The sequence below is a fragment of the Acidicapsa ligni genome (assembly GCF_025685655.1).
Taxonomy (GTDB): Bacteria; Acidobacteriota; Terriglobia; order Terriglobales; family Acidobacteriaceae; genus Acidicapsa; species Acidicapsa ligni.
In genome coordinates, this window is sequence record NZ_JAGSYG010000005.1 from 17,285 (window position 1) to 41,136 (window position 23,852).

The window sequence follows — 23,852 nt, forward strand, 5'->3', positions numbered from 1 at the left end:
CTATTCGCCCCCGGGATTGGCCGCTGAAAGTTGTGGACCATCACCGTCTGATTTCGTATTGTCCCTGGTTCGTCGCGTCCAAAGGAAGAAGCGACGCTTTCGACGCGGCTGATTCGTGAGGCTCGATTGCCAGGACGATGCAGCGCCGACGGTAACTATCCATAACAGGAGGCATCCGGAAAAGTAGCCTGCGCCGCGAATGAAACTAGACGCCACAAAGCAAAATATCAGCGCAGTCTGCGTCGTTACTGCAAACCGAACCTCATCCATTGGCAGTAGACGAAGCCTTTTTTCCAATTGAACCCAGCGCCAGATAATTATGACGAAAAACAGAATTCCCACCACGCCCGTTTCCGAGACGATTTTGGAGAACAGGAAAGAGCCATCCTCGGCATTTAACCCATCCAGGTCGGCTAGACCTAAAGCATAGCGGGCCGGAACATTGGGAGCAACACCGCACCCCATCATGTTGATTCCAAGGCCTAAACCATGTGTACGCTGTAGATTGAACCAGGCGTCTTCCCAGCCCTGCAAATACACCAGGCTCGAAATATTTTCTGTTGCCCCGGGATTCGCGATTCCAGCAACCCTGTCCACCGTGGGGAGTACAAAGCGCTTGAAATCGATTGCCGCGCCTGCCCCTATGAGCAATCCAATTGCAAGAGTAAAAATTACCGCCTGACGGACTTTCCCTTGAATCGCCAGCCGATAGAGAAGGAAGATAAGAACAAGAGCAATCAGCGTCGAGGAACGGGAAATGAGGAAGAGTCCGAAAAGAGAGACCACGCCTCTTCGCCGCATCTTTTTGTCTCCTGATGCCAGCAGAATGACAATACAGGGGAACAAAGAGAAAGCGGCATGACTAGGCTCTGAAAAAAAGCCCGAAAACTTACCTTCGGATCGATAATTTGCCTGTTCCGGAAATAAAGCAGGAACAAGCATTTCAAAGAAAAATGCAGCGAAGGCTGCAACCATCGACCACCATGCAGTTTTTTGCAAATTCAGCCAATCGCGATAGCTCGCTTTACGGCCGATTTCTAAACCCAGCAGTCCCAGAAAAATCAATAGAGGTGTGCTGATAAGCGACTTTTGCAGGTGATCGTTGCAGGGGCCTGTTAATTCCAAGACGAGAGAGATAAGAACATAAGCAGAAAAACCGAGCAGAATATTTGCCGAGCGAATTGCAATTCTCCAGCTCTTTCCAAACCAGATGACTCCCGCGGCAAAAAGTATGACGACATTCAGGCCAATGTTGCTTCCGCCCAGTTTGGCGCCGATGTTCCACAATAATGTGTTGACGACAAACCAAAATTGCAACATGCTTTTTACCCTCTCAGCCGGCCCTCAGTCATCTACAGGCACGCAAATGGCTCATCCCTGAGCGGGAGCGCTGTAATTAACAATCATAGAGACTTGATTGGCTTTGGCGAATCACCGGATTTGCCTCTGGAAACCAGACTACCTGGCCATCATTCTTCCCCATGCATGGCGAAGTGGACGCAACAAATACTTAGCCTTCGCATACCGCAGCTCCAGGTCGGCAAGCAGCTTATTTCTTCCGCCCGCCGCTATCTTGGCCGCAGCCTGCTCTTCAAGAGCTTTCTTATCGCTGCTGATACCTCCATACCTCATCATTACGGTAATCACTGGCATATAAGCTGCGCGAAGTTGGCCTCTTGCCCGTAACAGAAATTCATAGTCGCCGACAATGCGGTAAGAGGTGTCAAACTTACCCAGTCTGCGAAAGAGATCTCGATGATGCATGCTTCCGACGTGGGCCGTGCACATCCGGTTTGAAAAAGCCCTCCACGCCCAACGCGCTCCGATAATTCTCTCGTAGCCTGTGTCGTGAATCACTCGTACCTTGGAGCTAAGGTATTCTGCCTCTGGATTCTGGATCGCAAGCTTCATGTAAGCGCTCACGGCGCCCGGCAAAAACTCGTCATCCACACCGAGGAAGCAGATCCACTCTCCGCGCGCTTCCAGCAAAGCCTTGTTCCAGGCATCGTATACGCCCTTATCCGGCTCGCTGCGCCAGAACGCAATGCGATCGTCATACTTCCGAAGCACATCGATCGTTCCATCCTTAGACCCGGCATCCAACACGATATGCTCGATGTTCGGATAGTCCTGGTTCAATACGCTTTCCAGGCATCCCTCGACATAGGGCTGCCCGTTGTAGACAGCGGTGACTACGGTGACTAGCGGCTGATTAGCCTTGTTCTCCGCGCTAATCCCCCTCAAACGCTTGCCGCCGGATATGGGTTTTTCTTCAATTTGCATTATGAACCGTGTAAAAGCACATTTCCTGCAGGACTACCTTCATCACAACGAGGGTGGTTTCTCTCCTGCCACCCTGCTGATGATGGCTTGATACGTCTTTGCAAATTCTTGTTGCCGTTCTGGAAAACGAGATCTGGCTTCGTCCTGCATGGCAGCATCCTGTTGATGATCATATTGATTGTACGCAGCCTGCATTGCCTGGGCCAGACCATCCGGATCGGTCGGCAGAAAAAAGAAGCTGCGAGCCGGAGCCTGTTCGCGGTGCACCGGAATATCGGAAAGCACGATCTGTTTTCCCATCGACTTAGCCTCCTCGACACTCGTACTCCAGCCTTCAAATCGAGAGGGATTGACGAAGGCGATTGCATGCTGCATAAGGCCGGCAAGGTGCTCGTATGGAACCTGCCCAAGCACACGAAAGCAGTCCAGAACATCGCATTCCGCTGCGTATTGCATCAACGAAGAGTAGAACGTCGGATTGCGGTAATCCCCGGTAGATCCAGTCGCAAGGACCAGGAACGGCCTGCCCTGCCGCTTAAGCATGCCGAGCGCGCCAATCACGACGCGATGATTTTTGTGCGCCCAGAACTGGTTGGGCAGCAGAAAATACGGTCCCTCAAACCCGTAGATCTTTTGAAGCTCCGGCAGAGGTGCCGCACCCGTAAGTGGGACAGGATTAGCCACAAACCGCAGCAATTCTGCTTTATGCCCATATTCGGGAGAAAACGAGAACAAGTCGGCACGCGCGCACTCACTGCTCACAACCACCCTGTCACAACCGGAGCCAATACTGAGATACTCCCTGTCCCGATAGGCACGCTCTTTGGGCAGGAAAAACTCAGGTAGATGCACGTGTTGAAAATCAGGAATCCACCCGATTGTCTTGATCGAAGCAGTCTTTCCAAGATGAAAGGAGTGCGACAGGATCGAGACACCGTGCCGCAGCAGCAACCTCTGCAAAAGAATGTCTCTGGATGTCGAAACTTGGATCGATTTTCTCGCTATCCATCCAGGGCTTTTTCGGTCGAGGATAGAGGAAGCGACGATCTCGATCCCCGGGAAATCAGCCGATGCATCCACTTGCCGCCTGCCGGTAAAGATGACCGGACTTATCGTATTGCCTGGCAGTGCATGAAGCGCGCCAAACAAATTGCGCAGGTAGTTTTTCCCTCCAAGCCAATGCCCGGCGGGTAAAACAAATCCAACTCTAATATTGCGGCCAGTGTTCACTGTGAATTCTTCGTCCACCATGCAGCATATTCGTCCACGCCTTCTTCCCAGTGGCGCTTTGGACTCCAACCCCAACTCTTCGCCCGTTCGATATGAGCGATGTAGCGGCTTGGATCTCCCTGTCTCCATTGACCGGTGAAAGTGGGCGTGGGATTGCTCGAATTGAGTTTGCTTCCCAGGTGATTAAGGATTTCCCGCACCGCAACTCCCTCACCACTCCCGCCATTCACAATCGGGCAGTCCTGCGAAGCGTACTGAGCCGCCAGAAGTAAAAGCTCGGCCGCATCTTCTACATGAAGCCAGTCCCGAACCTCGGCTCCTGTGCCCATAAAAGTAGTGTCATTCGCCGCAAATTTGCGGCAGGCATCCCACAATAGCTGCTTCCTCAGACCGCATCCGTATACGGAGAAAAGCCGTACGACGGCAGCAAAAGTTCCAAACTGGCGAGCATAAGAGGCCACCAGTTGCTCCGCCATCAGCTTGTGCACCCCATACTGCGAAATCGGTGCAGCATGGCAGTCTTCACGGATCGGGAATTGATCGACATTGCCGTATACGCTCGCGCTGGAGACGTACACCACGCGGCAGGACGGTGCGGCAGTGCGCACATATTCAAGCACATGAGCCGTCGTTTCTACCGTACGCTCAAAATCCGCAAGAGGCTGTTCAATGGAAAAAGAGACGGATCCACCACCGGCACAATGGATGATTGTCGATGGAGTTTCTTGGTATTCCTCAAGTGTCTGCCGCGTTACATCAGCCCGCCGCCATCCACTCAGACCCCAGGATTCCCACTCCTCCCGAGACCAGTCACCATGCCCCAGCCCAAGAACGGTCTCGCCCTGCCGAGAAAGCAAGCGAGCTACATGGCGTCCCAGAAATCCGTGCGCCCCGGTTACAAGCACAAATGCCCGTTCAGTCAAACCTGAGTTATCGGTCTTCAACGGGAATCTCTCGAATCACTTTCGCCGGATTGCCTGCAACAACTGTCCATGACGGAACATTCTTTGTAACTACAGAGCCTGCCGCTACCACAGCTCCTTCGCCGATTTCAACGCCCTTCAGTACGATTGCATTCAGCCCAATCCAGGACTTATCGCAGATTCGTACTGGCTTTAGAATGACAGTCTTCCAGTCCTTCTTTCCATGATACCAGTCCCTCACATCCTGCCTCCGCTGTGCCCAGCCCAGCGCATGAGAGTTGTGATCGACGATATTGCCTTTGAACTTGCTGTTGCCCTTGCTTTTCTGTCTGTTATCCCCGAAGGGAATCTGCTTCTGTTCTCAGCCTTTGCTGTTGCCGCTGCCGTTCTGTCTGTCATTCCCGAAGGGAATCTGCTTCTCCCAGCAAAACCACAAATCGCCCCAAAGCACAGAGCAGGAAAAACGCCTCAATCGCGGATTCCCAAACCCCTCTGACTCGAATAAACCGCGGCAATCCCCTCCCGTAAAGGAACAGTAGCCTGCCAGCCAAGCTCCTTCATCCGGGACACATCCAGCAGCTTCCGTGGCGTTCCATCCGGCTTGGAGGTGTCAAACGCTAACCGCCCCTTAAAACCAACCACTTCCCGGATGAGTTCAGCAAGTTCCCGTACCGTCAAATCCTCACCGCAGCCAATGTTAAGCAGGGGAGCCCTTGTTTCAGAACGCACAATCGAGCTGTAAACTTCATCCGGTAAATTCATGAGATGGATGCACGCATCCGCCATATCGTCCGAGTACAAAAACTCTCGTCGTACCAGGCCCGTGCCCCAAACCTGCACCTCTGAGGCTCCTGACTCCTTCGCCTCATGCATCTTCCGCAACAGTGCCGGCAGCACATGCGAATTGGTCAGATCATAGCTGTCGTTCGGGCCGTAAAGATTGGTCGGCATGGCCCCAACGTATTCCGTCCCATATTGACGATTAAATGCCCAGCACGTTTCGATGCCCGCAATTTTGGCGACTGCGTATGGCCGATTCGTGGATTCCAATGGCCCCGTAAGCATATATTCTTCGCGAATTGGCTGAGGGCAATCGCGCGGATAGATGCAACTTGAGCCAAGAAACAGAAGCCGCTTCACTCCAAACCCGTGAGCCGCTCCTATAACGTTGTTCTGGATGGCCAGGTTGTCGTGAATGAATTCCGCAGGGCGCGTATTGTTGGCCATAATCCCGCCAACTTTCGCCGCAGCAAGAAAAACATATTCCGGGCGCTCTTCAGAAAAGAAGCGATTGACTGCTCCCTGATCTGTCAGGTCCAACTCCTCATGAGTCCGCGTCACGATATCGGCACAGGTTTCCTTGCCAAGTCGCCTCATAATGGCGGAACCAGCGAGGCCTCTATGCCCTGCAACATATACCTTGGAGCCTGTAAGACGGGAACTATTCATGATATTCATAAGCATCGTATCCATGCTTTTTGACCAGTTGATCTCTTTTGGCCGATACCAGATCGGCCTCAACCATCTCTTTCACCAGGTTCTCAAAGCTCACCGTAGGCTTCCATCCGAGCTTCTCATGTGCATAACTCGGATCACCCAGCAGAGTCTCAACCTCGGATGGGCGAAAGTATCTCGGGTCCACCATCGCGACGACTGCGCCCGTCTGGTCTACAGCTTTTTCGTCAACGCCGTGCCCCTGCCAGGTCAGCCGGATATCGAGCACTTCAGCCGCGCGCGTAACAAAATCTCGCACACTATGCTGAATCCCCGTTGCAATTACAAAATCCTCAGGCTTATCCTGCTGCAGCATGCGCCACTGCATTTCCACATAGTCTCGCGCATGACCCCAGTCCCTCAGTGAGTCCAGGTTGCCAAGATAGAGCTTGTCCTGCAGTCCCAGCTTGATCCGTGCCAGTCCTCGGGTAATCTTCCGGGTCACAAACGTTTCCCCACGCAATGGCGACTCGTGATTAAAGAGAATGCCGTTGCAGGCATACATGCCATACGCCTCGCGATAGTTCACGGTGATCCAGTATGCGTAGAGTTTTGCTACCGCATAGGGCGATCTAGGGTAAAACGGAGTCTTCTCAGTCTGCGGAACCTGTTGCACCAGGCCGTACAGCTCCGAGGTCGAAGCCTGATAGAACCTCGTCTTCTTTTCGCTTCCCAGTATCCGGATGGCTTCCAGGATTCTCAGTGCCCCCAGGCCATCCACATTTGCCGTATACTCCGGCTGTTCAAACGAAACTGCAACGTGGCTCTGCGCGCCCAGGTTGTATATTTCATCCGCCTGCACCTTCTGCATAATGTGAAGAAGGCTGCATGAGTCGGATAAGTCCCCGTAATGAAGGACGAAGTTTCTCTTACCCAGATGCGGATCCTGGTAAAGATGATCTACGCGATCTGTATTGAACAGAGAGCTACGGCGCTTGATGCCGTGAACCTCATAGCCTTTGCGGAGAAGTAGCTCAGCGAGATAGGCTCCGTCCTGCCCAGTTATACCGGTAATTAACGCAATCTTTGCCACATTGATCCTGAAAAAACAGCAACAATAGTTTTGCCAACTGCTTAACTATATCGCAATTGGATGGCTCAAATATCGCGCGATCCGTGAGGAATACCCGCCCTGATTATAGATTCCGCAATAGCCGAAACTCACCCGGGCCGCCTGTCCCTTATCGAAAAGTAGCACGCAATGCATCGACATATTCGCGGTCGTTTGAGGAATCCTTCTCAAGACGAAAGCGTTCAGCAAAGATACTCCACAGGCAGGCCGTGACAAAGGCAATGAATACGACCGCGATGACAATAATGGCACGCTTCGGCGATGACTTGGTGTCGGGGGGAACAGCCACATCGACCACCTGCACCATGGATCCCTCGCGGGCCTCATCCAATTTAGCCATTTCAAGCTGCTTCGAGATAAGTTCAAAGATAGTCTCGTAATACTTCACATCCCGGAGTTTGCGAACATATTCCATGCCCGCGCCAGCCATTTTCCCCCTGGGAACCATCACATCCGCCCCGGAGTCCTGATCCCCACCAGCCAGCTTGGCCAACTGACTCTTGAGCGCAGCCAATTGCTGCTCATATAGAACAATGGATGCATTGTTCTCTGTCGCGTAAGAGCGCATCGCCTGGATCTGAACCTCTTTCGCCACTACCTGCGCGCGCAGGTTGGCTGCAGACTCAACCAGGGCTCGGGCCTGGCTATCGATTTGCAGAATGCCCGTGGTCTGTTCCATGCTCTTCATCGCGTCTTCAGCCGTAACCAGATTTTGCTTCGCGTCCTGTAACTGCTGCTGGAAAAAAACGCGACGTTGCGAAGCCTCAGTAATCGCAAGGTTAGCGGAAAGCTTCCGATACTCATCGACATAGCCATTGGCCAGCTCAGATGCCTGCTCGGCGTCAAGATCGGTCACGCTGATGTTGATTAGCCCGTCTTTTGTACCAAGCACGACCTTGGTGTGCGATTCAAAGGCATCCCGAGCCTGGGACATTTTCTTTACGTGATACTTGGAGATCAGCCCAAACCGTTTGACCATCGAATCCTCGACCGTCCGGCTGCGGAGCAGGGAAACATACAAATCCCCGGGGCTCTTGAGTCCCAGGCTTGAACCCGCCATCGAAGCGAGCGCTCCCGAGCCTGCAAGTTGGCCCATCAACGCTGAACTCACCGAAGAGCTCTGGCTCGGGGGTAACAGGCTCGTAATCGCCGTGTATTTATTCGGAAGCAAAAGCACCACGCCCACGGCGAGAGCCGCCATCCCAGCGGTAAACCAGAGGATAAACTTCCTCCGCCTCGACAGAATAATTACAAACGACAGCAGATGTATGTCTTCCGATGGCACGTCCGCGGACGCTTTCTGCTGGGTCTGATCGTTTACCGCTGCCGAATTCATGCTCATTATTCTCCAACCGCCATTTTAACGGTAGTCCCACCCATTCCATCCATCAAGCCAATTGCATGGAATGATTTTCCGGTCACGACGGGCGGCATTCCATGCAAAGCAGGATCTGACTCTGGTTGTCGTACGACAGGAAACAAGTACAATGACCGGATGATTCCGAATCAAAATCGACGCCCATGGAAATCTCTCTCGGCGGGGCTGATCCTTTTGCCGATAGCCATGTTTTACGGATTGCTCGCGCGCCAGACCATAAACATGCCCTTTTTAGACGATTACACCGGGGTACTGGCACTGGTAAATAGTTGGACTCGCCTGGGCACCTTTCACGAGAAAGTCATGCTCGTGTTGACCGCGCAGCACAACGAATACAAGCTCATCGTGGCGAATACTCTTTCCGTAATTCAATATTTGATCTTCGGGCAGATCAACTTTTCAGTTCTGTCTACCATCGGAAATGCCCTCATCCTGCCGCTCTTCTTTGTCGTGTACCTTATGTGGCGGGCAGACAGTCGAACCATCTCCGAAAAGCTGGTCTTGTTTATTCCCGTCTCGTGGCTCCTCTTTCAGTTTCAATATTACTCACTCTTGAATTGGCCAATGTCTTCACTGCAGCATGTAGCAGTAATTCTCTTTGCTCTTATCACCATCTATCTTCTGAGTAAGGATCAAACCTCGGCATTCTATTGGGGATTGCTTTCCCTCGCATTTGCAATAGCCGCATCGGGAAACGGCTTTTTTGTTGTCCCCATAGGCGGCATCATGCTTCTTCAGTTTCGGCGATTTGCGAGGCTTGCTTCATGGATAGGTATATCGATTGTGTTTCTCGCCTTCTATCTCTATAAGTATGATTTTCATAGATCGCAGGCCCACTCCGACGGTTCGATTACTTCCTCCATCTATCATTTGTCGCCGCTCTACTCGCTCTCATTTCTAGGAGCCTCGATAGCCAGATATCAGGATTACGCTTTGTCGGCAATACTCGGAACCTGTCTCTGCCTGATTTTCATATACAGCATAGTGGACAAGTTTTATCAGCGAAATCCCGCAATCTTTTATTCCATGACGTTCATCATCATCACGGCCATCGCTGTCTCCGGGCTTCGCTCCGATCTCGGAGTATCGCAAAGCCTGGTGTCCCGATATCGAATGTATTCAAATCTGATGCTGATCTTCGTCTATCTGTATGCAATCGGTAAATGGCACAGCAGACTGAACACCAGGTATCTTCGATTGGCTGCGATAACTCTGGTCGCGTTCTTTGCAGTCGGCTTCAATGCCGGCAGCGACTACGCAGGCTTCAAGTTACTCCGTATTCGAACAGATCTAACAGTGGAAGGCATGCGCCGATGGGAACATGGGGAAACCTCTATTACCTTGAGCCCTGGACCAGTCAATGAAGATGTTGTTATCAAGCGACAGAGACTAAACGGAAATTATGAGCCGGAAGATTTGTTCCTGCGGGAATCAATATCTCTCCACACCTATTCGCCGCCCCCTTTGTAAGGGCGCCGCGATCCACAGTTGCTCGTGCTTCAAGCTTGTTCCTGATTCAATAACGTTCCTGGTTTAATAACGTTCTCGCACAGTAATCCTGAGGTGCTACGCATCCAATTGCGTAGTACCTCAGCCATCGCCATGTCTATCACGCACGATTCCCCGAAAGCACGGCGGATGCACCTCCCGCAGGCGATATGCAATCCTGAAAGAAGAGGCGCTAGCTTCCATGGAAATGCTTCCGATCTTCCTTAAACTCCAGGGCCGTCCATGCCTCGTCGTAGGCGCGGGAACCATTGCTGCGCCCAAGATTGCCAGTCTCCTCCGAGCAGGAGGAGCCGTTACAGTCGTCGCCCCCGAAGCCAAGCCCGATCTCGCAATCCAGGCCCAGGCAGGCTCATTCCTCTGGCATCAACGCGACTTCAATGAATCGGATCTGCACGGCGTCTTTCTGGTAATCGCAGCGACCGATCAGCAGCATGTGAACCATCGCGTAGCCCTTGCCGCGCAGGCTGCCGGAATCCTTTGTAACTCCGTGGACGATCCTCCCGATTGTGATTTCTTCTATCCCTCCGTAGTGCGACGCGGCGATCTGCAGATAGCTATCTCCACCGCTGGAAAAAGCCCAGCCCTCGCGCAGCGCCTGCGTCAGGAGATAGATTCGCTTCTGCCCGAAGATACCGGCCAATGGCTTGACCAGTTAGGCAAAACCCGCGCACGTATGCTGGCCGCGTTTCCCCTCAGCAGCGGACGTACCGAAGCGTTGCATCTGCTCGCTCGTCGCGAAACCTGCGCCCCGTCCGACTGCCCCGTGCAGCAGACGCTCGACCGTCTGTTAGATACAAAAGAGAAGTGAGGAACGCCGTGAAAATCGCGAGTCCAGGCATGGTTTATCTTGTAGGCGCAGGGCCCGGTTCGCTGGATATGTTGACCCTGCGTGCGCACGCACTCATCTCATCGGCCTCCTGCCTGCTACATGACGATCTAGTCTCCGCGGAGATCCTATCCCTCGCCCCTCCCCAGGCGCTCGTCCGCAACGTAGGCAAACGCTGTGGTCAGAAGGCCATCACCCAGCAGGACATCAATCTCTGGATGGTCGATTACGCTCACTCCGGTCACAGCGTCGTGCGTTTAAAGAGCGGCGACCCTCTACTCTTCGGCCGCGCAGCCGAAGAATTGGCTACGCTCGCCGAGGCGAAAATTCCATTCGAGATAGTCCCCGGAGTATCGGCCGGTTTCGCTGCTGCCGCGCTGGTAGGCCAGCCACTTACCGGGCGAATCACCAGCTCGCGTGTCCTGTTCGCAACGCGGCACCTGGCCACCGGTCAGACCAATGGCCTTGCGGGAATAACTCCAGAAACCAGCCTTGTTTTATACATGCCCGGCAAAGACTATGCAGCCATCCAGGCAGAACTGATCTCCAACGGATGGACCCCAGGGACACAATGCACAATCGTCTCTTCCATCGGCACTCCAGCGCAGCAACTGGAGTCGTGCCCATTAAGCGAACTGCATACCGCGAAACCACTCGCATCCCCAACCATCATGCTCTTTTTCGCAAAAGGTAACGAGGGTCTGTTCGCAGGCGCGCAACTGGAGTAGCCTGTAATCGAACGTTGTTACTCCAACACAGCAGTTACGAAGGGAAGAATATGGCGACCTGTCTACACGTAAAAGATCATGAGAAAAAGGTGAAGCCTTCTTCCAAGGGCTGCGAAGACTGCCTCAAGACCGGCGATAGCTGGGTCCATCTGCGAATGTGCCTCGAATGCGGCCATGTAGGCTGTTGCGATTCATCCAAAAATCGCCATGCACGCGCACACTTCACTGCAACCAATCATCCGATCATTCAATCCGCCGAGCGTGGCGACAAATGGCGTTGGTGTTACATCGACGATACTTATATCGATTAACGGAAATCGCCTCGGCGATAAGCAAACATCCCACTCACCACACCGCACCTCTGGATCGTAACTGCACTTTCCAGTTGACATCGCTTACTTACATCGGTACACCTTACACCTAAGCTCTTTCTGCTGTGAATCTCCTCCCCCGCAAGTTTTGGATTTGTTTCCAGGAAAACTGAGTGTTACGCATGGATGCTCTCCATCGAGAGCGTTTCGGTGCGTTCCTCTTCACGTTTCCGTGGGCGGCGCAAGCCGTAGGAGAGTATATGCACGTCAAGTTCGGCCGTTTATTACTCAGTGCGAGCGCTGCAGCCTGTATGGCTTTGATTGCTCCTGCTCTGTCTGCCCAGAGCCTGCCCGCTCAGAACTCGATCCAACTCTTCGGGCCCATCGATGTGCGCTTTTCCGCTTCAACAACAGGCACCGGGAGTAGTGCGGTGAACTTCAACAGCACAACGCTCAATCTCAATTGTGCCGCCAGCCCAATTACGGCAATACTTTCCTCCACGCCCGACAGCACTGGAAATGTGCTGGTAGATAACAACATCAATCTCACCGTAACCAGGGGCGCAACCAGCACCGGTCCGACCAACCTATGCAAAGGCGGCGTGAATAACTCCCCCGACGGGCCATTCCAAAACTGCTTCACCCTCGGCTATGAGAATGCGGCAAGCGCGCAAAACCTCAACGGCGAGGATCCCGATAACTTCGTCTCCGCGTGGGGAGTCGCTCCCATCGATATCAGCGGCAGCCTCGCGAGCGGCCCGGTCCAGGTAAAGATAGATCTTCAGGATGAAGGCTTCTATCTCGCCAGCTCAACTTTATATCTCAACACCAACTGCACCCAGGGCGGAGTTACCGGCCCCGCCGTTATCTCCGGCAACCCGATTCCTCAAACCGATCCAACACCAGAGCAGTTATCGCAGGGATTCCCATTCAACCCCCTCACCAACCAGCAGGTTGAGTTGGAGTACGACCTCACCCTGGCCCAGGCCGCTGGCACACTCACCATCGCCGATCAGACAATTCCGTCAGTCGCAGACATGCCCCTGGATCCCGCCCTCTATCAATCGACACTGACACCGCAAACGTCCTTCGCGACATCCACCTGCCTCATCCACTCCGGCGAACTGTTGCCCAGCGGACAAGCAGGCTGCAAGCTCTTCACACTCACATGCACAGTAGGAACCGGTTCCACCGCAACCGGCGCTCAATGCCCGGTTTCATCTCTGCCCAACGAAGTCTTCCGGGACAATTTCGATGGCCCATCGTTCATTCTTCCCGACATCTCAACACCGAATGGGCCAACATTCCATGAAGGCATTGGATTTCTAATGGCTACCGAAGGCTGGACCGGTGGTCCCTGCAGCTTCGATCCCGCAGCAAATTTGCAGGACTTGCCATGCCCGCAAAATCTCCTCAGCAGCTTTACCGGCCCCGGCGAATACACCGGCACCGGCCGCACCACGCACCCTAACTCCACCTTCATCGTCATCGCGCAGATTCCAGAAGACCTGACCACCGTAGCCGTTGCAGGCCAACAGCCAGGCGGGTGGATCAACAAATCGATAGCGACAGTCACTCTATCCAGTCAGCCGCCCAATCTGGCAGGCACCAATCTCACCGGAGCCGCGAACTTCGTCGCCTCTCCAATTCAAAGCATTACGTACGGAATCTCAACAGCCAAAAATGTGCCTGTACCCGGCGATCCAATCACCAGCGATACCGTCTTATCAAACAACATCCCCTGCCCGACGCTCGCGAATCCAGGCAGCCCTGCGACAGAGTTTGCCCCGTCTCCACAGACTCTCTCCAGCCTCGCCGATGGCACGTATCTACTGCATTACTACGCGCAGGATTGCGCCGGAACCCTGGAGTTGAAATTCACCCAGGGAGGTGGAGGAAGCTGGTTCACCAGTTACTACACTTTCCCCATCAACATAGATACCGTAGCTCCCGTCGTAGCTTCTGGCCCAACACTGTCGCCCGCGCCATCGTCGCAAGGAGCCTATCTACAAGGCCAGGTAGTAACCGCAAGTTATCGCTGCACCGATTCGCTCTCCGGAGTTATCCATTGCGGCACCCAGACTTACCCGCCGGGTACCACGCCTAACACCGGCACGATAACTACCACGGTAGATACCTCGTCCACCGGAACAAAGTCCTTCACCGTGCAAGCGATAGACGCCGCTAGAAATACATCCTCATCCACCGTGACCTATCAGGTTGTCTCTCCGTATGATGGCCAGATACATCTCTCACTCGGCAAATCCACGGTCACCTATCCCGGCGGCACAACGCTCACCATTGCAATTACTCCAACAATCGCTCCGTCGTCTAATGTCTCAGCCAAAAAGCAAACATCCCGCCACTCGCACGCTCCATCTGGAACCCTAACTATCCTCGACGGAACCAAGCTGCTCCAGACCCTGCGCCTGGCTGGCGACAAGGCCACTGCCCATCTGGATAAGCTCGCAGCGGGTTCGCACAGCATCAGCGCCGTCTACTCCGGAGACACATCCACGCCCGGCGGCACTTCCGCTCCCGTAACGTTGACCGTCCTTCCCGCTCCCGTATCTCTGGACGTAAAGTGCTCGAATCCCTCGCTGGCCTACGGGCAGGACTACACCTGCATCGTCGGCGCTCTCACGCCCAACGGTCTCGTTCAGGGATACATCACTTACAGCTATGACAACGCCGCGCCCGTAAAAGTGCCGACGTTCTTAGGACTGGCCTTGTTCTCACTGCACAAGCCATCAATCGGATCGCACACCGTAGTTGTGAGTTATCCCGCGCAAGGTAGTTACTTAACTGCACCACCGCGCACAGAAAAATTCACTGTAACTACCGCGCCAGGAAATAGGCATTGATACTGCCGGTATTACTGCCAGCCTTCTAGCGAGTTACTGCTTGTGGCGTCAGAAACGGCGCCACAAGGGAAGTGGATGATTCCTCGCCAGCCGCAAGCCGCGTCAGCGTCAGCACGGTAATATCGTCTTCCTGTCCAAAGGCCACAGCCGCCTCAGTCGCCTGCTGTGCTGTCGGATGAGCAGCAAGCAGCCGGTGCATTCTCTCAAAGCCGTATAGCTCACCATTTGCGCTTCTGGCTTCCAGCAATCCATCGGTGTAAAGACTGAGATAGTCGCCCGGATGAAGCCGTAGAGTTATCTCGTCATACGACGCAAAGGCAGCCAGGCCAAGTGGCAACGACCCCTCCAGCATAAGTTCCTTGTAGTTAAGAAACGGCGGCAGATGCCCGGCATTGGCGATGGTTACGCTTCCCGCCGGATCGCAATCGGCCCCCAGTCGCAATATCAGCGCAGTCGTAAACCCGCCCTGCATGCGGCCACAAAGGCAACGATTGAGGCCGCCAAGAATCTCCTTCGGGCTTGAACTGACATCGGACAACGCCCGCAAAACTCCAACGATCATGGAGACATTCATCGCAGCCTTCAGTCCCTTGCCACTTACATCGCCAAGAGCAATAAGCGTCGATCCATCCGGGTTCGACAGGATCTGAAAGAAATCGCCACCCACTTCCTGCGCCGGCTGATATGCACTCGTAACTGCATAACCTACAAGCGATGGCAGCGTCTCAGGGATAAGTACCTGTTGAATCTCCCGCGCGCTCTGCATCTCCTGCTCCAGCGCATTCTGCCGCACCTGCCGCTCCAGCGCATAACGATACACGGCAAAAAGAATGGACAGAAATAGCGCGATGGACGCGACTTTTTCCGCGCGAAAAGCCACTCCCTGGATCACGAAAAGCGGCGTGTCGATAATGTCCGAGAACAGGCTCCAATGCGTAAAACGCTGGCCCAGTGCGCTCGCATCCGCCACCGTATCGATCGTGCGCAATAACGTGGCGCTAATTGCAACCACCCAGCGGGAAGCATCCAATCTGCGCCTGAATCCGGCACCAATCAAGACAAAGGGAAATATCTCGACCAGCATAAGGAACGTTGTCAGAAAGCCATCAGCCAACTGCATCCACAACCCGGCCGAGCCCCAGAAGTAAGCCAGCGCTCCATCCAGAAAACCGGCAATGAGCATGCAACCGGCCAGTATCCTCGTCCATCGAACCAGCGTGCGATTGTCATTAAGCCGCAGCAGCCACACCAGTAGAAACCATAGGGAAATGTGGTAAACCGCATACAACGGCTGGTTTAAAAAGCGCGCCACGCCATAAGAGAAGGGGATCAGGAACAACCGCTGCAACATCTCCAGCGCCACCGGCGTTGCCGTCAGCACTGCCACCCAGATAAAGAGATGCTCGCGCCGATTTCGTGTCCATAACATGACGCAAAGCAAAGCAACAAAACAACGCAGCAGTATGAGCGAATAATCGAAGAGATCTTCCCTGACATAACTCCAATAAGTGGCCTTCTCCTTCAGCGTGATCGTGTCCGGATCGCCCACTAACGGCGCAGCGTAAAGCCCACCCGAATACTCCGAAGAAAAAGACTCCAGCGGTGCTTTCCAAACCCGAATAGCCAGCACGCCATAAGCTGAACCAGTCAGCGGAAACGAACGTGGAAACTCGGCGTAATACCAGGAGGGATGCGGCGGCAGCTTCCCATAGCTTCCAATTAGAACGCCATTCCAGTAGACCTCGTACGCGTCCTCCGCATGGCTGATTAGCAGTCGATAATCCTGTGTTGCTCCCGAAGTCGGCTGCACCTCAAGGTGACGCCGATACCATGCAAACCCCGCATAGGATGGATGATTTTGCGCGCCCCACGGAGCATCGACCTCAATCTGCTCCCAGTTCGAGTCATCGAAGGAAGCAGTCGCCCAGCGCGAGTTATCGCCTAAATGAAATTGCCATGAGCCATCCAGCGGAACCACGCCTCTGCCCACGCCGCGCACAACCAGCGTAGGCACAGTTTTTGCGGCAGGCTTCTCTGCCGGTTGCTGACCGGCAAGCGAAGTGGCTATCAATACAAATAAAGCGCTGATGGCGACGCGGTATCGCACCAGCCGAGAATACCACCAGAACAGAAGTATTTTCGAAGAAGAAGATCGCACTAACTCGGGAATAAGTTACTCGCTTTAGCCACCGCATATCTCAACGCATGTTTCACCGGATATTTCGAACTCTACCATCCCAAATCCGCAGCCCGGCTAACATCGCCAGCATCAATAAGCTGGCCCCCGCAGGAACCCAGAAGCCCGACCGCAGCGCGCCACTCCTGCTCGATACCACGCCCGTCAGCCAGGGCAGTAGCGATCCCCCAAAGCCACACAACGCAAGCACCAGCCCGGCCATTGAAAATGCGCCAGCCCGCTCCAGATACAGGGATAAGTTCATAGGAAAGATCGGCCCCAGCGCAACCCCGCTGATACATGCGCCCACAGCTACCCACGTCAGTGTATGTGCGCTTGCAGTTACACCGATTCCAATGAAAGCCATAGCCAGGGCCATCGGATAAAGCCGTCGCTCCGCTATTCGCAACAACGCGACCGACCCCAACGCTCGCCCCGTTAATAGAGCCATCCAGAAGAATGAACCCATTGCCGCAGCTCTCGCCAGATTCACCCCTGCCATCCTGCTCGAATAAATCGAAATCCATCCGCCCATCGTCGTCTCAACGCCTACATAGAGAAAGCCCATAGCGGCGAAAAACGCCACCAGTCCCAGGGACTGCCTCCCTGATTTTTTCTCTCCGCGCGGCACATCATGCGGTTCAGGAATGCCCACAAAAACAGCAATCAGGAACAACGCACATCCAATCGCCATCATGCGAAAAACCAGCGGATAGCCCTGCCATATCAGTGTGTGTGCCGACAGCACACGAGCCACAACCAACGGACCAACCACAGCGCCAACACCCCAGGAAAAGTTCAGCAGTGTGAGCGCAGCTCCACGATGCTTCTCAAATCGCTGCCCCACCAGCAACGCGATCGAAGTCATGGTCAATCCCAGCCCCAATCCAAACGCGAAAAACAATCCGAGCGCCGACAAAGCTCCAGCTATCGGCAGCAATATCGCAGCCAATCCAGTAAGCGATAGACCGATCATCAGGGTCCGGCGAAAGCGTCCGATAGCGAACAAGCTTCCCAGCGAACATCCAGAAAACTGTGCAGCGAAGAAAGCTCCGGAATGAGCATCCGGAATTGCCCAACGCTGCGCCAGCACCGGCAGCAGCGAACCAAGCAGCGTAACGCCCACGCCTGTCAGCACAAAAACGCCATGCAGAATCAGTAGAGAGCCCCACCCCTCGCCATTCGCCGACTCAAGCAGGCGTCGCGTCAACGATCTCAACCGATCTCCCCGCCGACTCCGCGAATCCGTTTCATTGCAAATCTCAACTCAGGCGCTCCGCACCCAAATCTACACAAGGCAACAGCGCTTGTCTAAGTAGCGGATTGCCAAGCCTCGCAAGATATCAAAAATCGTAGACGGCCCTATTACGCTCGGTTAAGATAGTGCATCTTCGAATTGGCTAACTCGACGACTGCGTATACGCGAATCGTTACCAGCACGAAAGGTCGAAACATTGGAAGTTTCATTCGCGCCTCGCAAGTGCGTTTCTCTTGCTGTCAAATTCTCTCTTCTCTCTTTGCTTGTCTTTCTCTGCTTTCCCAGCAACCCCGCACGCCCCCAGCAACCCTCCACGCAAACTGTCTCCGGCACCCTGCGCGATGAGGCAGGAGCATCCATTCCCGCAGCCACCGTGCGTCTGAAACCAGCGCAAGGCCCTGGCATCATCGCAGCCGCAGGCCCCGATGGCCACTTCCACTTTGCCTCGATTGCCGATGGAAGCTACCAGCTCTCAGTCCTGCTCAACGGCAAAACAGTCACCTATGCCGAGCCGCTCCAATTCCCCGGCACAGCGCACTCCTGGTCCCTGACCATCTCTGCCCAGAACACGCTCGCTCTCTCCTTTCTCAGCGAAGCTGCAAACACCCAGTCCGCGACCTCCGGAGGAGAAGAGCTTTCCAGCCGCTCCGTAAGCGAACTGCCGTTGAACAAACGCGACTTCAGCCAACTCCTTCTGCTCGCCGCCGGAACCATGACCGATGCCAACGGAGCCACCAACTTCACGGCGCAGTTCGCCATCAACGGCCAGCGCGGCGTCAGCGCCACCTTCGCCATGGACGGCGCAGATACCAGCGATCCTGAAATGGGCGGCGCAACCTTCTCCAACTTCAACGTCGATGCGGTGCAGGAGATTCAATCCAGCTCCGGTTGGATGCCTGCCGAGATCGGTCGCGGCGCCGCCGGCTTCACCAACATCCTCACCCGCTCCGGTAGCAGCGGCTTCCACGGCTCCGTTTTCGAATTCATCCGCAACTCCTCACTCGACGCGCGCAACTACTTCGATCACGCCTCCATCGCTTATCCGGGACGCATCCCGCCTTTTCGCCGCAATGAATTCGGCTTTACCAACGGCGGCCCCATCCTGCTGCCGCACATCTATAACGGAGCAGGCAAGACCTTCTATTTCTTCCAGTACCAGGGCTTCCGTCAGGTACTCGGCACCACGCAGGTGTTCCCTGTTCCCACTGCTGACGAGCGCACGCCCGTCGTTCAGGATCTGGTCACCTACAAGCAGCCCGACGGCTCAGACGTTACGGACACGTTGACCATCAACGTCAACAAGCAGATGCTTCCCATCCTCGCCCGCTATCCGCTGCCCAATCTCGCAACGGGCGCGTATGGCGTAAACACCTACGCCGCTCCCTCCAAAGTCGTCACCAACGCCAACCAGTTTTCGCTGCGTATCGACCACGCCCTTACCCCTCGGGATCAGTTCCTCGCGCGCGTCAACTTCGACAACCTCACCGGCCCCACCACCAATCCCGATCAGACCGCAATCGACCCATCCTTTGGAATTGAGTACATCGATCACCAGCGCAACGTCATGGGCAGTTGGACGCACACCGCATCGCCCCGCCTGGTCTTTGAATCCCTCATCGGCATCACCCGCAGCACCCCCGGCTTTCCTACGCCAAATCACATCGACCCCGCGGTCAAGTTCAGCGACGCAACCTTTGAGGCCTTCAACTCCGCAGGCGGCTCCGTCATGCAGGCTTACGGAAATCTCTTTCACGGTCGCCAGCTCGTTACATGGACCAGGCACGGCCACGTCGTCAAGGCCGGCGTCGAAGCTCGCCTCAACCGCGACACCACCTACTTCGGCACCAGTCCTAACGGCGAATACGACTTCGGCGGCGGCTCCGCATACTCCATTGAAGCCATTCCCTCCGCAAGCGGAACCCACGACGTTCCCTACGGCGGCCTGCTGCCCGACACCCTCAGCGGAGTGCTTACCGGCAGCCCCGCCGCCTACACCGTGGCTATCGCTTCCCCGCAATTCTCCGACGGCCCACACATCGGTCCCGCCGCCATCAATCGCAACTCCTACAGCGCCTTCCTTCAGGACACATGGAAGGTCACCGGCAAATTCACACTCGACTACGGCGTGCGCTGGGAGGTCTATACCCCCATCACCGAACGAGCCCACCGCACCTCCGGCTTCCTGCGTATCGATGGCAAACAGCAATTCGTAGTCAACCCGCAGCCCGGCTATCAAACCGACTGGAAGGGCTGGGGACCGCGTATCCAGGCCACCTGGCAGCCAGCCAGCAAGCTCCAGGTCCACGTTGGGGCAGGCATCACCATCATCCCGCCTAACATCTGGCAGGATAATTTCCTCACCGGCTCCACACCTTTCGCTGTTTATCCCAGGCTGGTCGCCGCCCAGGGAGCACCCGTCGCATACGGCTTCCAGATCACCTCTGCCCAGTTGCCCGATCCCTACACTACCAGCGGCCAAAAGATCTTCACCTCCAATGACCCCAAGAAAGTGCCAGCCAACACCGTCATGGATGTAGATCGTTACGAAAAAGACATCGCCAACCTGAGCCAGAGCGGAGTCGTCAGCGACCTCAACCTCAGCGGCATCGCTCGCAACTTCTCCGATGCCCGACTTTACACCTGGACCGCAGGCCTCGAACGCCGCATCGGCAATCTCACCGCGGACGCAAGCTATGTGGGCACGACATCCAATCATCTGCCGCGTACCAGCTTCCCCAACGGATACGCATATGCCAGCCCGGGCTTCGCGCCCGACACCGAATTCAACGAGTCAGGCGCAGTCATCGGCGGTCTTGGCGTCGAAAACCAGATCACCGCTACCGCGCACTCCAGCTATCACGCTTTGCAAACGTCGCTATCGGGCATGGTTCCTCACGGCGGCCCCGGTATCCAGGCCAGCTACACGTGGGGCAAATCTATCGACGACACCAGCCAGGTCATCGGCGGTACCGGGGCGACCGGAGCAGTCGTTCAGGGCTTCCCGCAAAATCCCTATGATACCCATCCAGAAAAAGGTCCATCCAGCTTCGACGTCACCCACGGATTTACCCTCAGCCTCGCCCAGGACCTGCACGGCGAAGAGATCGGCTTCCTTCACTCCGTCAGCCGCAAAGCCACCGGCGGATGGGAGCTGCTCAGCATCTCCACCATCTCCAGCGGCTCGCCCTTCACCATCTACTCCGGCGTGCAGCAGACCGGCTACGGCTCCGCAGGAGTAGACCGGCCCGACCAGATAGGCAAGCCCAAACTCTCCACCGCCCGCAAGGTCCGCGAAGACTACTTCGGCCTTGGAGCCAACAACAAATCCTACTTTTATATCCCCATCAATATCGCCGGTGGATCGGGTCCGAACCAGGGCCGTTTCGGCACCCTGGGACGCGACACCTTCCGCGGCCCCGCCTACTATAACTTCGACTTCGCCCTGATCAAAGATACTCCGTTGGGCCAACGCAAAAGCGGCGCAGAACTCGTAGACCTGCAATTCCGTTCCGAGTTCTTCAACATCTTCAACATAGTCAACATGGGCCTGCCTTCAAACACCATCAACGGCTCCGGCTTCGGAGAAATCAGCAAAACCGCAGGCACCAGCCGCCAAATCCAATTCTCCCTGAAAATGATCTATTGAAATAACTGCTGGAGTTGCAGCTGTCCTTGCCTTTGCAGTTGCCTTTCTGGCTGTCATTCGCGAAGGGGATTTGCTTCTAAGCTCAATTTCCCTCCAATATAAGCGCGACCGACAGAGGTATAGAAATTTGCGGATTCTAATTCCAATAATTTTTCAGTAACTTTTCAGTTTTCATGGGGGGTGGGGGGCTATGTAGATGTTTTTCTGCCCCCCTGATTTGCTGCTCCAAGGCTTGTTGCGATGCCGCTTTCCATTCGATGCGCTGACTTCATTGTGCATGCACCTTGGGTAATTCTCTGCAATCGGGGTCGCGCTACAACCGGCAAATTAAAAGTTCGCGCTCATAAATCATCTCCGGCGGCAGATGATCATGCAGGGCTAGAAACAGCTCTTCATGCCCCATTACTTCCTGCTTCCACTGATCCCGGTCCACAGTCTGTAACGCATCGAATGTAGTCCGCGAAAAATCCAATCCGTCCCAATGAATATCGTCGTAAAACGGAGTCCATCCAATCGGCGTCTCCTTGCTCAACGCCCGTCCGCGAACACGATCCACAATCCACTTCAGCACTCGCATATTCTCCGAATATCCGGGCCACAAAAACTTCCCATCCGCATCCTTGCGAAACCAGTTCACATGAAAGATCCGCGGGGTAGAAGAAAGGTTCCGCTGCATCTTCAACCAATGCCGAAAATAATCGGCCATGTGATAGCCGCAGAAGGGAAGCATCGCCATCGGATCGCGCCGCACTTTGCCCACTGCGCCGCCAGCCGCCGCGGTCGTCTCCGAGCCCATCGTCGCGCCCATGTAAACACCGGCTGACCAGTTGAAAGCCTGATAAACCAGAGGCATCGTGGTAGCCCGACGTCCGCCAAAGATAATCGCGGAGATCGGAACACCCTCCGGATTCTCCCACTCGGAATCGATGCTCGGACACTGGCTGGCCGGAGCAGTAAACCGACCATTCGGATGCGCCGCTGGCTTGCCCGTAGACTTGCCAATCGCCGGAGTCCACTTCTCACCGCGCCAATCCAGGCACTCCTTCGGAGGCTTCTCCGTCATGCCTTCCCACCACACTCCGCCCTCGGGAGTGAGCGCGACATTCGTAAAAATAGTATTTCGCGCCAGTGTGGTCATCGCATTCGGATTGGTCTTCGCACTCGTCCCCGGCGCAACCCCAAAGAATCCAGCCTCAGGATTGATCGCCCTCAGCTTGCCGGCGGCATCCGGCTTGATCCACGCGATGTCATCGCCCACCGTCCAGACCTTCCACCCGTTGAAGCCCTCGGGCGGAATCAGCATCGCAAAGTTGGTCTTTCCACAAGCGGAAGGAAAAGCCGCTGCAACATAAGTCTTCTCATGCGTCGGACTCTCGACACCAAGAATGAGCATGTGCTCCGCCATCCAACCTTCATCGCGGGCAATGTTCGAAGCAATCCTCAACGCAAAGCACTTCTTGCCCAGCAGCGCATTGCCACCATAGCCCGAACCATAACTCCAAATCTCACGCGTCTCAGGGAAATGCACGATGTACTTCTCGTCGTTGCAAGGCCACGAAACATCCTTTTGCCCCGGCAGCAACGGCGCACCCACGGAATGCAGGCAAGGCACGACGCGCTTGATGTCCTTATCGATCTCAGCAAACACTGGCGCCCCCACGCGCGCCATGATGCGCATATTCACCACCGCGTATGCGGAATCCGTGAGCTGCACACCGATCTGCGACATAGGCGAGCCCACCGGTCCCATCGAAAAAGGCAGCACATACATCGTCCGCCCCCGCATCGATCCGCGAAAGAGCTGCTTCAACTTTCGCCGCATCACGAACGGATCTTCCCAGTTATTCGTAGGCCCGGCATTGTCCTTCGACAGAGAACAGATAAATGTCCGGTCCTCTACGCGCGCGACGTCATTCGGCGCGGAGCGAGCATAAAAACATCCGGGCCAAAGCTCTTCATTCAGCGGAAAAAACGTGCCAGCTTTTACCAACTGATCGCAGAGCTGCTCATATTCTTCCTGGCTGCCGTCGATCCAATGAACGTTGTCAGGCTGGCAAAGATCAGCCATCTTTTCAACCCAGCGGATAAGGTGCTTGTTTGTCGTAGGGGGTGTAGCAAGGATGTCAGTAGCAGAACTAGTCATAATGGAAATAT

At 54.9% G+C, this 23,852-nt stretch carries 18 protein-coding genes; 7 read left to right on the top strand and 11 right to left on the bottom strand.

Translation table 11 applies throughout. The features are described 5' to 3' along the window. The 5 genes from OHL19_RS17010 to OHL19_RS17030 all read right to left on the bottom strand — a co-directional run bounded on the left by OHL19_RS17010 (window position 1) and on the right by OHL19_RS17030 (window position 4,677). Window positions 1-1,320 carry a hypothetical protein gene (locus tag OHL19_RS17010; RefSeq protein WP_263358968.1) on the bottom strand — a complete coding sequence of 440 codons (1,320 nt, stop codon included), beginning with the start codon at window positions 1,318-1,320 and terminating at the stop codon, window positions 1-3. 138 nt (window positions 1,321-1,458) lie between these two features. After that, window positions 1,459-2,283, bottom strand: a complete 825-nt coding sequence (locus OHL19_RS17015; protein WP_263358969.1) for a glycosyltransferase family 2 protein — start codon at window positions 2,281-2,283, stop codon at window positions 1,459-1,461. A 42-nt stretch (window positions 2,284-2,325) separates the two neighbouring features. Beyond that, on the bottom strand, window positions 2,326-3,534 hold the full coding sequence (locus tag OHL19_RS17020) for a glycosyltransferase family 4 protein (protein WP_263358970.1): 1,209 nt from the start codon (window positions 3,532-3,534) through the stop codon (window positions 2,326-2,328). Beyond that, window positions 3,510-4,457 carry an NAD-dependent epimerase/dehydratase family protein gene (locus tag OHL19_RS17025; RefSeq protein ID WP_263358971.1) on the bottom strand — a complete coding sequence of 316 codons (948 nt, stop codon included), beginning with the start codon at window positions 4,455-4,457 and terminating at the stop codon, window positions 3,510-3,512. Before OHL19_RS17025 ends, OHL19_RS17020 begins: the two co-directional genes overlap by 25 nt. Then, window positions 4,444-4,677 carry an acyltransferase gene (locus OHL19_RS17030; RefSeq protein ID WP_263358973.1) on the bottom strand — a complete coding sequence of 78 codons (234 nt, stop codon included), beginning with the start codon at window positions 4,675-4,677 and terminating at the stop codon, window positions 4,444-4,446. Before OHL19_RS17030 ends, OHL19_RS17025 begins: the two co-directional genes overlap by 14 nt. 39 nt (window positions 4,678-4,716) lie before the next feature. Between OHL19_RS17030 and OHL19_RS17035 the strand changes: the two genes are divergently transcribed. Continuing rightward, complete coding sequence (locus OHL19_RS17035) at window positions 4,717-4,932, top strand: hypothetical protein (RefSeq protein ID WP_263358974.1); 216 nt, start codon at window positions 4,717-4,719, stop codon at window positions 4,930-4,932. Here OHL19_RS17035 and OHL19_RS17040 read toward each other — a convergent pair. The 3 genes from OHL19_RS17040 to OHL19_RS17050 all read right to left on the bottom strand — a co-directional run bounded on the left by OHL19_RS17040 (window position 4,905) and on the right by OHL19_RS17050 (window position 8,344). Continuing rightward, window positions 4,905-5,894, bottom strand: a complete 990-nt coding sequence (locus OHL19_RS17040; protein WP_317890587.1) for a GDP-L-fucose synthase family protein — start codon at window positions 5,892-5,894, stop codon at window positions 4,905-4,907. The two genes, OHL19_RS17035 and OHL19_RS17040, sit on opposite strands and share 28 nt — an antisense overlap. Then, complete coding sequence (gene gmd, locus OHL19_RS17045) at window positions 5,878-6,963, bottom strand: GDP-mannose 4,6-dehydratase (RefSeq protein ID WP_263358975.1); 1,086 nt, start codon at window positions 6,961-6,963, stop codon at window positions 5,878-5,880. Before gmd ends, OHL19_RS17040 begins: the two co-directional genes overlap by 17 nt. A 148-nt stretch (window positions 6,964-7,111) precedes the next feature. Beyond that, window positions 7,112-8,344, bottom strand: coding sequence for a GumC family protein (locus tag OHL19_RS17050; RefSeq protein ID WP_263358976.1), 1,233 nt, complete (start codon window positions 8,342-8,344; stop codon window positions 7,112-7,114). A gap of 153 nt (window positions 8,345-8,497) precedes the next feature. On the opposite strand from OHL19_RS17050, the gene OHL19_RS17055 reads away from it, so the two are divergent. From OHL19_RS17055 to OHL19_RS17075, 5 genes are all read left to right on the top strand, one after another. Beyond that, window positions 8,498-9,850 (top strand): hypothetical protein, encoded by a 1,353-nt coding sequence (locus tag OHL19_RS17055; protein ID WP_263358977.1) that lies wholly within the window; start codon window positions 8,498-8,500, stop codon window positions 9,848-9,850. Between the two features lie 220 nt (window positions 9,851-10,070). Then, on the top strand, window positions 10,071-10,697 hold the full coding sequence (locus tag OHL19_RS17060; RefSeq protein ID WP_263358979.1) for a precorrin-2 dehydrogenase/sirohydrochlorin ferrochelatase family protein: 627 nt from the start codon (window positions 10,071-10,073) through the stop codon (window positions 10,695-10,697). An 8-nt stretch (window positions 10,698-10,705) separates the two neighbouring features. After that, the gene (cobA, locus tag OHL19_RS17065; protein ID WP_263358981.1) at window positions 10,706-11,443 is read left to right on the top strand and encodes a uroporphyrinogen-III C-methyltransferase; all 738 of its coding nucleotides are present in this window, start codon (window positions 10,706-10,708) and stop codon (window positions 11,441-11,443) included. Window positions 11,444-11,532: 89 nt separating this feature from the next. Further along, window positions 11,533-11,754: a UBP-type zinc finger domain-containing protein gene (locus OHL19_RS17070; protein WP_317890588.1), complete on the top strand. Its 222-nt coding sequence runs from the start codon at window positions 11,533-11,535 to the stop codon at window positions 11,752-11,754. Window positions 11,755-12,014: 260 nt separating this feature from the next. Next, window positions 12,015-14,618, top strand: coding sequence for an Ig-like domain-containing protein (locus OHL19_RS17075; RefSeq protein ID WP_263358983.1), 2,604 nt, complete (start codon window positions 12,015-12,017; stop codon window positions 14,616-14,618). A 25-nt stretch (window positions 14,619-14,643) separates the two neighbouring features. Here the strand turns inward: OHL19_RS17075 and OHL19_RS17080 are convergent, their stop codons facing one another. Both OHL19_RS17080 and OHL19_RS17085 read right to left on the bottom strand, forming a co-directional pair. Further along, a complete protein-coding gene (locus tag OHL19_RS17080) occupies window positions 14,644-16,725 on the bottom strand; it encodes a PP2C family protein-serine/threonine phosphatase (protein WP_263358984.1) in 2,082 nt (693 codons plus the stop codon). A 103-nt stretch (window positions 16,726-16,828) separates the two neighbouring features. Beyond that, window positions 16,829-18,013, bottom strand: coding sequence for an MFS transporter (locus OHL19_RS17085; protein WP_263358985.1), 1,185 nt, complete (start codon window positions 18,011-18,013; stop codon window positions 16,829-16,831). A 235-nt stretch (window positions 18,014-18,248) separates the two neighbouring features. Between OHL19_RS17085 and OHL19_RS17090 the strand changes: the two genes are divergently transcribed. Beyond that, a complete protein-coding gene (locus OHL19_RS17090; protein ID WP_263358986.1) occupies window positions 18,249-21,698 on the top strand; it encodes a TonB-dependent receptor in 3,450 nt (1,149 codons plus the stop codon). Between the two features lie 313 nt (window positions 21,699-22,011). On the opposite strand, the gene OHL19_RS17095 is transcribed toward OHL19_RS17090, so the two are convergent. Further along, entirely contained in the window at window positions 22,012-23,841 is a 1,830-nt protein-coding gene (locus tag OHL19_RS17095; protein WP_263358987.1) for a phosphoenolpyruvate carboxykinase (GTP), read from the bottom strand. Between the last annotated feature and the right edge of the window lie 11 nt (window positions 23,842-23,852).